General features: G+C 27.8%; 13 protein-coding genes and 2 other RNA genes. 6 read left to right on the forward strand and 9 right to left on the reverse strand.

Annotated features, from left to right (window positions below; all coding sequences use genetic code 11):
* The first annotated feature begins 72 nt into the window (after positions 1 to 72).
* On the forward strand, positions 73 to 441 hold the full coding sequence (locus B3N22_RS07220) for a CidA/LrgA family protein (protein WP_181600546.1): 369 nt from the start codon (positions 73 to 75) through the stop codon (positions 439 to 441).
* Positions 434 to 1147 carry an LrgB family protein gene (locus tag B3N22_RS07225; RefSeq protein WP_238906173.1) on the forward strand — a complete coding sequence of 238 codons (714 nt, stop codon included), beginning with the start codon at positions 434 to 436 and terminating at the stop codon, positions 1145 to 1147. The genes B3N22_RS07220 and B3N22_RS07225 overlap by 8 nt, the downstream gene beginning before the upstream one ends.
* Before the next feature lie 34 nt (positions 1148 to 1181).
* Here the strand turns inward: B3N22_RS07225 and B3N22_RS07230 are convergent, their stop codons facing one another.
* Together B3N22_RS07230 and B3N22_RS07235 are read right to left on the reverse strand one after the other, a co-directional pair.
* Positions 1182 to 3131 carry a DNA topoisomerase gene (locus B3N22_RS07230; RefSeq protein ID WP_286905889.1) on the reverse strand — a complete coding sequence of 650 codons (1950 nt, stop codon included), beginning with the start codon at positions 3129 to 3131 and terminating at the stop codon, positions 1182 to 1184.
* A 90-nt stretch (positions 3132 to 3221) separates the two neighbouring features.
* Positions 3222 to 3722 (reverse strand): TspO/MBR family protein, encoded by a 501-nt coding sequence (locus B3N22_RS07235; protein ID WP_073021981.1) that lies wholly within the window; start codon positions 3720 to 3722, stop codon positions 3222 to 3224.
* A gap of 165 nt (positions 3723 to 3887) precedes the next feature.
* Between B3N22_RS07235 and B3N22_RS07240 the strand changes: the two genes are divergently transcribed.
* Positions 3888 to 4580 carry a response regulator transcription factor gene (locus B3N22_RS07240; RefSeq protein ID WP_073021983.1) on the forward strand — a complete coding sequence of 231 codons (693 nt, stop codon included), beginning with the start codon at positions 3888 to 3890 and terminating at the stop codon, positions 4578 to 4580.
* Positions 4573 to 6033, forward strand: coding sequence for a HAMP domain-containing sensor histidine kinase (locus B3N22_RS07245; RefSeq protein WP_286905893.1), 1461 nt, complete (start codon positions 4573 to 4575; stop codon positions 6031 to 6033). Before B3N22_RS07240 ends, B3N22_RS07245 begins: the two co-directional genes overlap by 8 nt.
* A gap of 32 nt (positions 6034 to 6065) precedes the next feature.
* On the opposite strand, the gene B3N22_RS07250 is transcribed toward B3N22_RS07245, so the two are convergent.
* Together B3N22_RS07250 and B3N22_RS07255 are read right to left on the reverse strand one after the other, a co-directional pair.
* Complete coding sequence (locus B3N22_RS07250; protein ID WP_286905895.1) at positions 6066 to 8081, reverse strand: ATP-binding protein; 2016 nt, start codon at positions 8079 to 8081, stop codon at positions 6066 to 6068.
* Positions 8068 to 10023 (reverse strand): PAS domain-containing sensor histidine kinase, encoded by a 1956-nt coding sequence (locus B3N22_RS07255; protein ID WP_286905897.1) that lies wholly within the window; start codon positions 10021 to 10023, stop codon positions 8068 to 8070. Before B3N22_RS07255 ends, B3N22_RS07250 begins: the two co-directional genes overlap by 14 nt.
* A gap of 125 nt (positions 10024 to 10148) precedes the next feature.
* Between B3N22_RS07255 and mscL the strand changes: the two genes are divergently transcribed.
* A complete protein-coding gene (gene mscL / locus B3N22_RS07260; protein WP_286905899.1) occupies positions 10149 to 10544 on the forward strand; it encodes a large-conductance mechanosensitive channel protein MscL in 396 nt (131 codons plus the stop codon).
* Between the two features lie 14 nt (positions 10545 to 10558).
* Here mscL and B3N22_RS07265 read toward each other — a convergent pair whose 3' ends face one another.
* From B3N22_RS07265 to B3N22_RS07285, 5 genes are all read right to left on the reverse strand, one after another.
* Positions 10559 to 11473, reverse strand: coding sequence for a tetratricopeptide repeat protein (locus tag B3N22_RS07265; RefSeq protein ID WP_286905900.1), 915 nt, complete (start codon positions 11471 to 11473; stop codon positions 10559 to 10561).
* Positions 11474 to 11524: 51 nt separating this feature from the next.
* Positions 11525 to 11705, reverse strand: a non-coding RNA gene (gene ssrS, locus B3N22_RS07270) — 6S RNA.
* Positions 11706 to 11726: 21 nt separating this feature from the next.
* Positions 11727 to 11909, reverse strand: a non-coding RNA gene (gene ssrS / locus B3N22_RS07275) — 6S RNA.
* Positions 11910 to 12006: 97 nt separating this feature from the next.
* Positions 12007 to 12969 (reverse strand): hypothetical protein, encoded by a 963-nt coding sequence (locus B3N22_RS07280; protein ID WP_286905901.1) that lies wholly within the window; start codon positions 12967 to 12969, stop codon positions 12007 to 12009.
* Positions 12970 to 12992: 23 nt separating this feature from the next.
* Positions 12993 to 13616, reverse strand: a complete 624-nt coding sequence (locus tag B3N22_RS07285; protein ID WP_238906190.1) for a Fe-only nitrogenase accessory AnfO family protein — start codon at positions 13614 to 13616, stop codon at positions 12993 to 12995.
* A 295-nt stretch (positions 13617 to 13911) separates the two neighbouring features.
* On the opposite strand from B3N22_RS07285, the gene B3N22_RS07290 reads away from it, so the two are divergent.
* Entirely contained in the window at positions 13912 to 15198 is a 1287-nt protein-coding gene (locus tag B3N22_RS07290) for an aminotransferase class V-fold PLP-dependent enzyme (protein ID WP_238906192.1), read from the forward strand.
* The last annotated feature ends 23 nt before the right edge of the window (positions 15199 to 15221 follow it).

The following is a 15221-nucleotide window of genomic DNA, read 5'->3' on the forward strand; positions in this document are numbered from 1 at the left end:
CTATATCAATTTGAAATTTTACTTATCTTCTCTATGGTGATAAAGTTAATTGTATACTCAAGGAGGATTAATATGAAATTATTTAGAGAATTGCTGATCATTTTAAGTGTATATTTTTTAGGTGAATTTTTATCTAAAGCACTTAATTTACCCATACCAGGAAACATATTAGGAATGTTAATTTTACTTACTTTATTATTAACTAACATTGTTAAAGTTAATCAAGTTGAAAAAGTATCAAATTTCTTTCTTGATCATTTAAGTTTTTTCTTTATACCTGCGGGAGTTGGATTAATAACCTCTGTAGCTGTTATTAAAGATTCATGGTACAAGCTTCTTGTTGTATGTATTTTAACTACTATTATAGTAATTATATCAACTGGAACCATAGTACAATATCTATCAAATAAAAATACTAAAGGAAGTGAAAAAAGTGAGTAGTTTAATAAGCTCTCCTTTATTTGGAATTATATTATCATTAATTGCTTTTGAAATAGGACTATTTTTATATAGGAAAACTAAATTTCCTCTCTTTAACCCTCTTTTAATAGCTATTGTTATTGTTTTATCCGTTTTACTCTTGTTCAAAATTGATTATTCAAACTTTGAAGAAGGTGGGAAATTTATCAATATGTTTTTAGGTCCTGCTACTGTAGTTTTAGCTGTCCCTTTGTATAAGCAGATAACTTTATTGAAAAAGCATGCAATACCTATTACAGTGGGTATTTTAGTGGGAAGTTCTGTTGGAATAGCTAGTATAATAGTTTTATCCTACTACATAGGTCTAGATGGAACCTTAATAAAATCCCTATTAGCTAAATCTGTTACAACTCCTATAGGAATGGAAATTTCTAAATCCCTAAATGGTATAGTTCCTGTAACAGTTATCGCAATTATAATATCTGGTATAGCTGGTGCAATTGTAGGCCCTACTGTTTGTAAGATATTTAAAATCAAAAATGAATTGGCAGTTGGAATATCTTTAGGAACTGCTGCTCATGCCGTTGGAACCTCAAAAGCTTTAGAAATAGGCGAAACTGAAGGAGCCATGAGTTCTTTATCTATAGGACTTGCTGGAATTATGACTGTATTTTTAGCCCCACTTATATATGATTTCGCATTATTTATTCATCAGTTAATGAAATAGCAAAAAGAGCCATGCAACTTAATGCAATGGCTCTTTATTCATATACAACCTTGACCTTTAGTAATTTTTTATTTATGTTTGATAGGATTAAGTTACTATGGTGCATAACCTTATTTATATTAGTTTTAGTATAACTCTCCAATTTGTGCATAAATTCATCTGAGGATATCTCTTTACCATATACCATACCTAACCCCTTTTCCCATGAGGCTGTTAAGGTTGGATTAAGAAGTGATGGTATTGATTCTTTTATAACCTCGTATATCATTTCTCCCTTTTTAGTTGGAGTTAGTATCTGTGTCTTGCTATTTGATTGAAGATATTCAATTCTTATAAGTTTTTTTATTATTTCTGCTCTTGTAGCTGAGGTTCCTATTCCACTACCTTTTATCTGTTCTCTTAATTCATCATCTTCAATAAGTTTACCTGCATTCTCCATGGCTATAATTATAGATCCTGTTGTATATCTTTTAGGTGGTGTGGTTTCCCCTTCTTTTATTGAAAGTTCTTTAAGCGGTAGCTTTTTACCCTTCTTTAATGAACTTATGTCTAGTTCCTTGTCATCAGCTTCCTCTTTACCTAAAACCTCTAAATACCCCTTCTCTACTAATATTTTTTTGGAGAAATAAAATCTTTCTTTTTCAATCTCAACGCTCATATTAGTTTTGCTGTATTTAGCTGGAGGATAAAAAATGCTTATAAATCTTCTTAATACAAGCTCATAAACTTCTATCTCAAGCTTTGTAAGTCCAGCTGAAGCATATTCTCCTGTAGGAATAATTGCATAATGATCAGTAATCTTTGAGTCGTCTACATATTTACTTTTAGCTATTTTAGATGACCATTTATTTTCAGATATTTTAGTCAAAAGTTCCTTTACCCAAGATTCTTTAACATTCTTATATATATTTGAAAGATTTTTCCCTATATCTTTTGCAACTGCACTTGATAATACTCTTGCATCCGTTCTTGGATAGGTTAACATCTTTTTCTCATATAATTTTTGAGCTATTCCTAAAGTTTCATCAGGACTAATTTTAAATCTTTTAGTACATTCATTTTGAAGTTCCGCTAAGTTAAATAATAATGGGGCATTTTTACTTTCTTTAGTTTTCTTTATTTCAACTATTTCGCCTTCATTAAAAGGTTTAAGTTTATTTATTAAACCTTCCGCATCTTCTCTTTTCCTGAAGCCTCCTTCATTATAAAGCAGAGGGGAATTATAATAATTCGAACCTTCATAACTTTTCCATTCCAAAATAAGGTCTTCTTCCCCTAATAAAAAGTTGCCATTAATCTTGAAAAATGGTGTTTTCTTAAATTCTCTTATTTCTCTTTCTTTATCAACTACCATTGCAAGAACACAACTCATCACTCTTCCAACCGCTATAACTACCTTATCTTCCTTTAACACTGATGAAAGGTTTTTTGCGTATAAAAGACTTAATACTCTTGAGAAGTTTATTCCTAAAAGATAATCTTCCTTTGCCCTTAAATAAGCTGAATCCCCTAATGAATCATAATAAGAAAGAGGTTTAGCTTCTTTAATCCCTCTTTTTATTTCATCCTCTGTTTGTGAATCTATCCATACTCTAAATTTATCCTTTTTAGGTTCTCCAGACATTTTATCTACAAGTCTATAAATATACTCTCCCTCCCTCCCGGAGTCTGTACAAACATATACTTTATCTATATCTTCTCTATTTAGTAGACTATTAACTATGTTAAATTGTTTGCTTACGCTAGGAATAATTTCATACAAGTACTCCTTAGGTAAAAAGGGAAGATCTTTTAAATTCCAGAATTTATATTGTGGTGCATATTTTTCAGGATAACTCATGCTGACCATATGTCCTACACACCAAGTAAAAACAGCCTTATCTCCTTCTATGTATCCATCTTTTCTATTACCATTAATTTTAAGGATTTTAATAAAATCCATTGCTACAGAAGGTTTCTCCATAACAAAAAGAGCTTTAGCCATAAACATCTCCTCTTCCAAATTAATAAGGCTCCAAAACTTAGGAGCCCTATACATTATACCTTATTTTGTGAATTTTTTAAAGGTGAATATTTAAGCCTCATTTAAAAGCCATATGAAAAAGTTAAGTACTCCAGCGTAAGTAGTCCATACTAAATATGGCACTAATAAAAGTCCTGAGACTTTATCTTTCATAATAAAATGTATAAAAGTTATTATAATAAATATAAGTAGTATAGCTAATTCAATAAAGGATATTCCATACAATCTGAAAGTAAAAAATATGAATGGCCATAAAAAGTTCAATAATAGCTGAATATAATAAGTAAATAAACCTGATGCAACATTTTTCCCTTCCTTACCTAACATTCGTATTCTATAAGCAGCTATCCCCATTAATATGTATAGAATAGGCCATACTATAGGGAATACTATAGACGGTGGGGAAAAAAAGGGCTTTTCTAGGCTATTATATGTTCCCATGGATCCTTTATTTAAATATCCTACAAGTAAACCTCCACCCAAAGGAATTGCAACACTTACAAGTAAATCCATCAAATTAAATTTTCCATTTACTTTAAAAATATTTTTCATAACAACACCTCACTCCATAATTTACTATATGTGCTTTTAATAATTACTATTCTAATTTTATAATATATAAACAGGCTTATTTTTTATATTGTAAAATTTGAAAACAGAACTTCTCGTTTATATGCTATAATTTACATAGAATGTTTTAAAAAGGTGGTTTTATAGATGAACATTTTGATTGCAGAAGATGATAATGATATAAGAGAGTTAATTAAACTACACTTATCTAAGGAAGACTATACTGTTTTTTTAGCTGAGGATGGGAAAAAGGCTATTGATATCTTCGATACTAATGATATAGACTTAGCAGTTTTAGATATTATGCTTCCCTTTGTAGATGGATTTAACATATTAAGACACATAAGAAATACTAGCGAAATTCCTGTTATTTTTCTTACAGCTAGAGGAAATGACGAGGATAAGATTTTAGGTCTTGGTCTTGGTGGCGACGATTATATGGTAAAACCCTTTAGCCCAATTGAACTTACAGCTAGAATACAAGCTCAACTTAGAAGATACTATAAATATGCAACAGGAAAACAAAATGATAGGATTGTTTTAGGTTACTTAATTCTAGATAAAACTAGCTGCGAAGTACTTAGAAATAATATTCCTCTAGAGCTTAATGCTAAGGAGTTCAAGATATTAGAACTTCTAATTGAAAACCCGGGTAAGGTTTACACTAAGAAACAGATTTACGAAACTATTTGGGAAGATACTTATTATGGTGATGATAATACTATAATGGTTCACATAAGTCATATAAGGGATAAAATTGAAGAAGACCCTAAAAAACCTCAATATCTAAAAACTATTCGAGGTATTGGTTATAAAATGGAGAAGATAAATAATGCGTAAGTATTTTAGACTTATTCGACTTAGAAAAAGAAAAACTCTAGCAAATTTTTTACTTAAAAATTATGTTATATCCTTTATACTTATGTTTTTTGTTTTGATTTTAACCTTATTATCTAGTGCGGTTGTTGCTCTATTTTATTTTAATGTTGATATATCTGATGCAACATCTCCTAAAAACTTCATAAAGGATAACTATAAGGATATAGATGCAAGTTATATAACTGAACTGGGCGGCTATATGGCAATAGTCGACAATAACAATAATATTATTTATACAACTGGAAATGTAAAACCTCCTTTTGATAAAAAGAAACTCACTATAGAAAATATTAATTCCATAACATCTTCTTATGAGGCTTATTCAGGACTTTTTCCTGAAAGCAAAGCAAAAAGACGTAATACTTTTTTCTATAGAACTTCTTATAGTCATAAAGGAAACTTTTTGATGGTTTTAGCAATTCCAGCTGAAAAATACACAGAAATTGAGTTAGCGCCTAAAAGAATAACAGTTAAACAATTTATATTTATCTGTCTTGGAATATTCTTAGTAATATTTCTTGCAGTTTTTTATATTTATTCTAGAATAACCTCTTCCTATTTTTTAACACCTCTTAAGCTTTTAACTCATGGTGCTAACAAGCTAGCTTCAGGCAACTATACTACTAGGATAAATCTAAATAATAAAAATGAATTTAAAAATTTGAGTAATGCCTTTAACATTATGGCCTCTAAAATAGAGGAAGAGATAAGTCTTAAAGAAAAATCTGAAGAAGCTAGAAAAAGGCTTATTTTAGATATATCTCATGATTTAAAAACACCTTTAGCCTCCATACTTGGGTATTCTGATTATCTAATGGAAAACATACAACTCTCCCAAGAGGAACAAATAAAGTATCTTTCTGTAATAAAAAGAAACTCAGAAAGAGCTAATAACTTAATTTTGGATTTATTTGATTATTCAAAATTAGATTCTTGGGATTTTGAATTATCCATGAATGAAGGTGATATCTGCGAGTTTTTAAGAACTTTAATAGCTTCATATATTCCTTTAATGGAGGAAAATGGCTTTAATTATAATTTTCATATTCCAGATGAAGCAATATATCTTTCTTTTGATAATGAAAATCTAGATAGAGCTTTAAGTAATTTAATTATAAACAGCACTAAATATAATCCTGCTAACACAACTATTACCGTTAGCTGTTATAAAGACAATAGGTATATAAATATAATTGTTGAAGACGATGGTATAGGAATACCTAATAATAAGTCTGAGAGTATGTTTAGTCCATTTACACGAGGAGATGAATCAAGAACTAGTAAGAACCCTGGAACAGGGCTAGGGCTTGCTATAACCAAGGCTGTTATTCTTAAACATAAAGGTTCTGTAAGATTAATAAGCGATATAAATAAAGGCTGTAAGTTTATAATTAAGCTTCCATTAAAACAATAGGAGTGAACTTCTTCACTCCTAACCCACAATGTCTAGATATCTGATAAATAAATATCTGAAAATTCTATATCAACTTTTTCTACTAAATCATTAATTTCAAAAGATTTATATATAGAATCTTTATTTTCTATATGTATTTCTTCATATGGGAATGTTATTAAAAATTCATTTCCATATTCTTCTTCTGATATAAGTACTAGCTCCCCTTCTTGAAGTTCTATTAAACTTCTACACAAATATAATCCAAGTCCACTTCCCTCTTTATCTCTATTTAATGACTTATTTATTTTAGTAAATCTATCAAATAAATAAGGCTTAATGTCTGAAGATATTCCAGGCCCATTATTTTTTACACTTATACAAAGCTTATCTTTATTTATATATATATTTACATATATATCCCCATCTACTTTTCCAAACTTTACTGAGTTTGATAATAGGTTTAAAACAGCTCTTTGTACAAATTCCCAATCACATATAGTGTATATTTCTTCTTTTTCTGAATCAAATACCAACGACATTTTCATTTTTTCAATATACCTAACTGATGCTTGGGCTGCATTCTCTACTAATTCCACAATATTATAAATACCGTAGTTAGGTCTTAAATAATTCTCTGAAATCTTATTAGCATCTATAAAATTATTTATAGTTCTTATAAGTCTTAAACAATTTTGTTTTATAACTACTGTATTTTTTTCTATAGCCTCGTAATTATTATCTTGTATATATAGCTCTTTAATCTGCAGAGAAGTATATATTAAATTTATTGGTGTTCTAAGTTCATGAGATATATTAGCATAAAATTCATTTTTAACATTTTCTTCTCCTAAATATTTTTGGAGTTCTATTTTAAGATTATAGTTAATGTTCTTTTCAGTAACATCCTTAATAAATAATATTTTAGTGTTTTCTTCTGATTCAAACATATAAATATCTAAATATTTTTCTTCTCCAGCTATTTCTATGTTTATGCTCTCCTCTAAAAACTTTTCATTAGAAAGTGAATACTTTAACCCTAATTTTTCTAATGTGTCACCTAAAGTTATATTTTTCACCTTATCTAAAGATATGTCTATAAAATAAGTTGAGGCTTTATTGGCATACGAAATCTCATCAAAGTGAAATATAATTATTCCATCTGATATTGATTCTAATAAAGAAACATATTTTTTTTCACTTTTAGATAGAATAATTTTAACTTCTTTTAGAATATTTAATCTATCATTTAATGTTTTATTTAACTGAATATGCCTATCCTCAACTTTAAGTAGATCATCATACATACTACTATAACTTTCAAATAAAATATACTCATTTAAAGCTCTATATAAAAAATAGTAAGCTAGATATTTAATTATGTATACAAATACTAAGGGTCGTATGCTAAAAGTAAAATAAAGTTTTACTATGTATTCGTATATAAATACTAGAATTAAATATGTATACAAATACTTGCTTTCACTTCTTCCTATGTAGTATTTATACTTATGTATTAAAAGTAAGGCAACAAAAAACAATATGGCGGTATATTTCCATATATTATATCCTACAATTAGATACTCTGATGCAGTTCCCTGAAAGTTAAAAGTGAAAAGTGAAAACAATCCTACCCCAAATATTACCAAACAGTAGACAAAAATTAAGTCTGTAACTTTAGGTTTTATCTTAGTAAAAATTGTAGAAATAATTATAATCATATATTCTAAATAATTATTAGCTAACCATACAAAAATTGTACCTTTGCTTTCAAAACTACCAACTTCCATAGAGTTTATTAATACTATATGTACTGTGTTAATAAAACATAATAAAGTGAAACCATATCCTATATAATTAAAAATACTATTACTTTTATATTTTTTAGTAAAAGTTATAAAAACAATAGCCATTGTCAAGGATGCGCACAACATTTCTATTACTATATAAAAAACGTTATAATCTTTAGTTATTAAATAGCTTAATATTGTGATTACGATAGAAACATAAAACATATTTATCTTTGTATTATTTTTCAAACGATCAACTATTTCTTCAAATATGTTCATTCTCCTTAAGCTCCTTGTTGAAACTCAAAAATATAGAGGTACCTTTTCCTACTTTAGATTTAATTTCTATACCCCCATTTTGTAGTTCCATTAAATTTTTCACTACAAAAAGACCTATACCTGTCCCCTTTTCTCTTACATATTCATTGTTTTTCCCTCGTGCATATCTAGTGAAGGCACTATTAACAAATTCCTCTTCCATTCCTACCCCATTATCTTCAACCTTTATTACTACTGATTTTTCTAAATCTTCAACTTCAACTAATATTTTCCCATTTCTAGGTGTATACTTAAGTGCATTAGATATAAGATTTAATATTATCCGTTCCATAAAATCCCTATCTAAGTATAAATAAACCTCTTCTTCATTAGTATCAAATATTAAATCAATTTTGCTTCCCTTTACGTATTCAACTAATTTCATAATAGTATCTTCTATAATCTCAACCAAATTACAGTACTCCAAACTTGGTTTTAAAAAATCCGATGATAGTCTAGAATGATCTATTAAGTTATTAGTTAACCTAATGAGAGAAATACAATTATCTTTAGCAATTCTCTGATACTTCTTTACTTCATCTATATTACCATTTGATATAAGTAATTTCTCTAACTGAGCAGCTGAATAAATTACATTTATAGGAATTTTTAAATCATGACTAATATTTGATAAAAAATCACTTCTAAGTTTTTCTTCTATTTTTTTATGGTCAACTCTAGTTTTAATCTCATACATATTCATCTTTTCTGTTATATCAGTTATAAGTACAAGGCACTGTTCATCTTCTTTAGATATTTCTAGAAATTGAATTTCTAAGCAAGTTTTTTCACCTCTATTTATTAACTCTGCTTCATAGATTTTCCCAAAATTAATTTTATATTTTTCTTCTTTAAATATCTTTATATCATCAAATTTAACAAACTCTAATATTTTTTTATTAATTACCTTTTTTAATCCACTTATTTGCGTGATAGATAGAAATGCTGGATTTGAGAAAAGAATCCTACCATTTGATAAGTTTAAAAGCAGCATGGGAATAGGTATATTTTTAAAGAGATTTTTGAACATATCTTCTCTTTTTGATAATATATTTTGAGAAAATTCTAATTCCATACTTTTACCCATTATTTTACTGTTTAGCTCACTTAAACTATTATTTCTTGTATGCATGTCCTTGAATGTTGTATTATATGAGTTATTTAAAAGTTGTTGCAATATGCATCCAAAAAAAACTGTAAATGCCATTAAATTTATATACTCATGTATTATATTAGTTGTTATATTTTTTAATACTATGATATTAATACTTCTAACCGTAATAGAAATCAATAAAAAATTAACATAAAAATACATATAATTTAATTTATTAGCTTTTAACAATCCAAATTTTCTATTTTTTATTGATGCGAATAATAAAAAGCTTATGGATATACCAATAATATATATGTTAAGAGTATAAAAATCGTTTATAAAACTATTTATTATAAAACATAACAAAAATACACATGCTATTGTAGTCCAATATTTTATTTTAGTATTTGTTTTTTTACCGTTATTAATAAAATACAGATTCATAAATAACATAATTGAAATTAACAATGTTGGGAAAATATATGAAAATCTTGACATCTTATCATCGTACACATTTATAGTTTCTTTAGATATGAAGTCAATAATATTAAATATAGATGCTATAAAAAATGTTGAAGTTAAAAAATAAAAACTTTGATTATTTGATTTATTATGTAACGTATTAGTAATCATCATAATTGAGATACTGATTATAATTGATAACACCTTTATTACACTTAAAGTAATTTTTATGGAAATAAAGTTCATCAAAAAAATCATTAATGATAATAATAATAAAATAACTATAATACTATAAATTTTATCTATTTCAATATAAATAACTTCTTTTAAATTTTTCCTTTTTAACAAAATTACCCCTCCTATATCTAATTTTAATAAATTTTAGTAAAAATGTGAATGATTTTAAAGAAATTTATTGTTTTTTTTCTATTTTTTATATTATTATAGTGTTAAAAAACGAAGGAGGTACTTTTATGTGGAAGGAATTTAAGGAATTTGCTGTAAAAGGTAATGTTATAGATCTTGCAGTTGGTGTTATTATAGGAGGAGCCTTTGGTAAAATAGTTACTTCATTAGTAACAGATATAATTACTCCTATAATTGGTTTAGTTACAAGTGGTGTAGATTTTAAAGATTTAGAATATGTACTAAGAGCAGCTTCTGGGGATAGTGATGCTGTAGCTATTAAATACGGACAGTTTATTCAAAATATATTAGACTTTTTAATTGTATCTTTTTCTATTTTTATTTTCATTAAGCTTTTAAATAAACTTAAGAAAAAAGAGGAAGAGAAAAAAGCTGCTGCTCTTAAAGAAGAGATTGTTCTTCTTCAAGAAATACGTGATTTGCTTAAAAATAAAAATAGCTAGGACCCTTAGGGTTCTTAGCTATTTTTTATTAATCTTTTAAATCCTGACTGCTTTATAACCAAGGCTAATTCCTCATCTTCTAAAATATATTTAATAAAATCTGGATATAATTTCAAAGCTAATTCTAAGTCTTTAATAGAATTAGCAAAGTCATGTATAATAGCATAAAAGCAAGCTCTATTGTAATACAAGAAGTGACTGGACGGATTAAAACTAATACCCTTAGTTAATACTTCTATTCCTTTTTCTAAATTTTCATGTTTATAAAGCACAGCTAAATTTAAAAAACTATAGGCATATCCTAAGTTTTTCTTTATTGATTTCTTATAATAATCTATAGCTTTTTCTCTCATTCCAAATTTAGCACTTATAACTCCCATATTAAATAAAGCTAAATAATGTTCCTTATCTATGTCTAAAGCCTTAGAAAACTTCTTGTATGCCAAATTATTTATATCTAACTCTTCATAAATAGAACCTAAATTTATGTTAGCCCAAAAATCCTCTTCATTAAGTTCTAGAAGCTTTTCATAATATTTTATTGCACTTTCTTTATCTCCTAAAATGTCATAAGCATTAGCTAAAAAGAAATATGCTTTATTATAATTTGGATTTATATATATAGCTTTTTTGTACAAGTTTATTGCTTTTTCATATTCCGAATTTTCATCATAAATGACTGCTAATCCATAATAGGCTCTTTCTTCATCTTCGTTTATGGATATTGCTTCCTTATAATAAGCTTTTGCTTTTTCTAACTTTCCAAGGTTGTGATATATTAACGCTAGACTAATAAGTACTTCAATCTCTTCCCCATTAGATAATTCATTAGCTTTTAAATATAAGTTAAGTGCCTTTAGTTGTTTATTTTCTTTCTCAGCCTCTTCGGCTTTTTTAATGTAATCTTCTATCAATAAGTTACTTTTCATAATTCCCTCTAACGATAAAAAAGAGGGTCTCCCCTCTTAAATGTTCACTGTTATACTTCCAAAATATCGCTACCCTAATTTTGACACCTATCTCTCGATAGGTGGGTGTCCTCACAGATACTTTTATGTCCTGGCCATCAGGTCTTATAGGTCAATTTAATATCTAAATCTTGAACTCCCATGGTTATAATGTAGGTTCAAAATAAGAGCTACACAAATACCCCAGAAGTAATACTTACATTTTAATTGTAACATTGAAACCAAAATACCGTTACTCTAATTTTGAGCCCTATCTCGCGATAGGTGGGTGTCCTCACAAATATCTTTATGTCCTTGCCATTTAGGTCTTATAAGTCAAATTAGATATTTAAATCTTGAACTCCCGAAATTTAAGTGTAGGTTCAAAATAAGAGCTTCACAAATATCTCAGAAACAGTATCAATTTGTTAATACGATTATATAATAATGATATTTAAAATGCAACATGCATTATTTGGTGTAATTTTTAAAATACACTAACTACATCTCTCTAGTTAAATTTTAAGTTGAATACCTGAAGTTTTCAATTCACAATTAGTACATCCATTTTCTTTTACTTTAATCTTCTTAAAGTTATTAACTATATTAAAAATGCTTTTATCTATATCATATTCATGATTCATAATAAATATTTTTCCATCACTAAACTCAATTTTCACTGGAACGATATCTTTAATACTATTATTAAATAAATTAGTTTTCTCTGATGGAGTATATTTTATAGATTCTCCTTGTTTACCTTTTATCTCTATGCAATCAGTTGAGGTAACTAGTGATCTTACACTTCCATCTTCATAAAAGCTTAAAGAATTATTTTCTCCATGAATACCCATAGAGCTAATATCATAAGCTAAAATTTTACCTATTAATGTTTCTATACTTATTGGCTTTTCAGGTTCACAAGATTTTATGCTACCATCTTCATACAATGAAATTCCTGTTCTTATAGAAATTAATCCAAAGTTAGTTTTAATCTCAACTTTTTCTCCTGGCCAAAAGCTTATACTTTTTACTTTTTGGTTTTTATAAAGTTGAAGACTCATAAATTTACTTTCAAAATTTCCAAATCCTAAATTAAATTTATACTTTTTAGCTAACTCATATTCATCTTCTTCTCCCCAATATCCACTAAGTTTTCCATTTAAGTGAAATATTCTTTTTATTTCTCCAGTTTCATAAAAAGTTATCTTTTCTACTGAAAAAACACCTTCTAATATTTTTATATCCATCGCATTATTTAAGTTTATAACTTTAATAGACCCATTTTCATAAAAAGAAATTGAACTATTGTATTTTCTCCTTATCTCCCCTTGTTCATACTGAGGAATAAAGGTTCCATATAAGGTTTTTATCTCATTTTTTTCATCTAATATACATTCTTTTAAACTTCCATCTTCATAAAATTCTGCCGAAGTTACACCACATAATAATCCATATTTAGTATTATATTCTTTCATAATTTTCCCCCTTATTCTAAAAATTATTCTTTAATTAAACTTATCTTTAACTGGTTTGTACATTCATCTTCAATCTTCATACTAAATCCATAGCTTTTACTTTTGCTCTCTAACCAAGGTGGTATATGGCTACAGCTTATGTCCAATTTTTCATAAATTTTATTTTCTAAAAATGGAATTATTATTTGCTTTGACGATAGTTTTTCATTTCTATTTTGAATATCATCTAAACTGATATAATAATGTCCCTCTCTTATTTTCTTTATGTGTTCTTCAATAATAACTTCTATACTCTTAGAAGTTTCTTTATCTTTTTTTAATTTTTCTTCTTCATCTACAATATCATCTAAAAAATCTTCTGGCCTTCCTTCACATTCCCAAACAACTATTTTTGATGAACTTAGTATATTATAGGCTACTCCGCTTATTTTTTTTGCTACAACTACATTACAATCACTAATTTCAGATGAGATTGCCTTAAATTTATCACGTATCTCATGTATTTCGGTTGAGGCTATAGGCAATATAATCAAATCTCTTATCACTTGCCAACTTCCTTGAATCTTAGAAAACACCCTCAAATGACCTTGCTTATCAAAAGTAGTTACTTCACCTAAATTATCTACAAACACTGCTATCTTGTACATTTTCTCCTCCCCCTTAAATAAAAAAGACGCAGTAATTACATACTGCGCCCTTGCAAAACATTTCTTTATTAATTTATATTATTCTATCATATTTTTCTATTGGTGTCATCATTGAATCTAATATATATAGAAGATTTATTTTAATAATTTCCTTGGAAATATAAGGAAATTATTTACTTTTTTTATTTCATTATACATGCTTTTTATGACCTATTAACTAATTTGGAACACATATCATCTTTTAAAGGAATATATTGTAGTGTATTTTACATTTAATTAAATATGGAGGAAACCTATGATTACATCACCTTGGAGGAATCATTTCTTTGGAACTGATACTTACATGAAAACCACCCTTGGATATATTCCTCGCGTATATATGAATAACGCTGCAACTCCCCAAATATCGAAAGTGGTTGTAGAAAAAGTTGAATCACTTCTTCATCATTATTCTTATCACAATGAGCAAAATCATTTATCTGAACAAATTCAAACTACTTACAATAATGTGAGAAATATCATTATTGATTATATTGGTGGAGACAGTAAACTTGATTCAGTTGTTTATACAGATACAACTACTTCTGCTTTAAATCTTTTAAGCCACATTGCCTTACAGGATGATCCAGATCAAGTTATAATTACTACTCGCATGGATCATATGGCTAATTATCTGCCATTTAGAATTCGCTTTAAAACTCTACTAGTTAGACTTACTCCTGATGGCAACATAGATATGAACCATTACGAAGATCTTTTAATAAAATATCAAGGGAAAGTTAAACTTGTAGCTGCTATAGCAGCATCAAATATTACTGGAATAATTACTCCTTACTACAAAATGGCATATTTAGCTCATAAATATGGTGCAAAAATTCTTTTAGATGCTGTACAACTTGTTCAACACAAGCCATTTTCAATGAAAGCCCATTCTGACCCAGAACATATAGATTTTATCTCTTTCGATGGTCATAAATGTTATACGGGGCAATCTGGAGGAGTTCTTATTGGTCCCAAAGAGTTTTTGGATAAATATCATCCAATGACTTATGGTGCTGGAGTAACTCATTTTGTAAATGATGAAAAATATATTTTAAAGGACTCTCCTTTATCTCATGAAGCAGGCTATCCTGATTTTATGGGAATAATTTCATTTGGTGAAGCTCTTAGTTTCTTAAAAGGTATTGGACTTAAAAACATCTCCGATTATGAAGATATGCTTTATGGCTATCTGATAAAGGAACTTAAAGAAATTCCAGGTATAGTTATTTATGCTTCTCAACAAAATGCTTCAAACCTTCCATATGTTTCTTTTAACATGGATGGTATCTCTTATAAAAAGCTTGGAAGCATTTTAGGCTTTCAATTTGGACTTACTGTTACAGCTGGATTTTCAGGTGCTGATATTTATGTTCAAGATTTACTTGGGCTCTCTAATGCTGAAGCTTATGAGCTATTTAAAAGTGGTGAAGGATATGGAGTTGTTCGTGCTTCCTTAGCAGCTTTTAACTCAATGGAAGACATAGATAGGCTTATAAGTGCTTTAAAAATAATATCTGAAATGATAGAAAAAGAGAGATAGAATCCAATGTCATTAAGTTAATG

Origin of the sequence: Clostridium sp. UBA1652, from assembly GCF_002320975.1 — a bacterium.
GTDB classification, from domain to species: Bacteria; Bacillota; Clostridia; order Clostridiales; family Clostridiaceae; genus Clostridium_T; species Clostridium_T intestinale.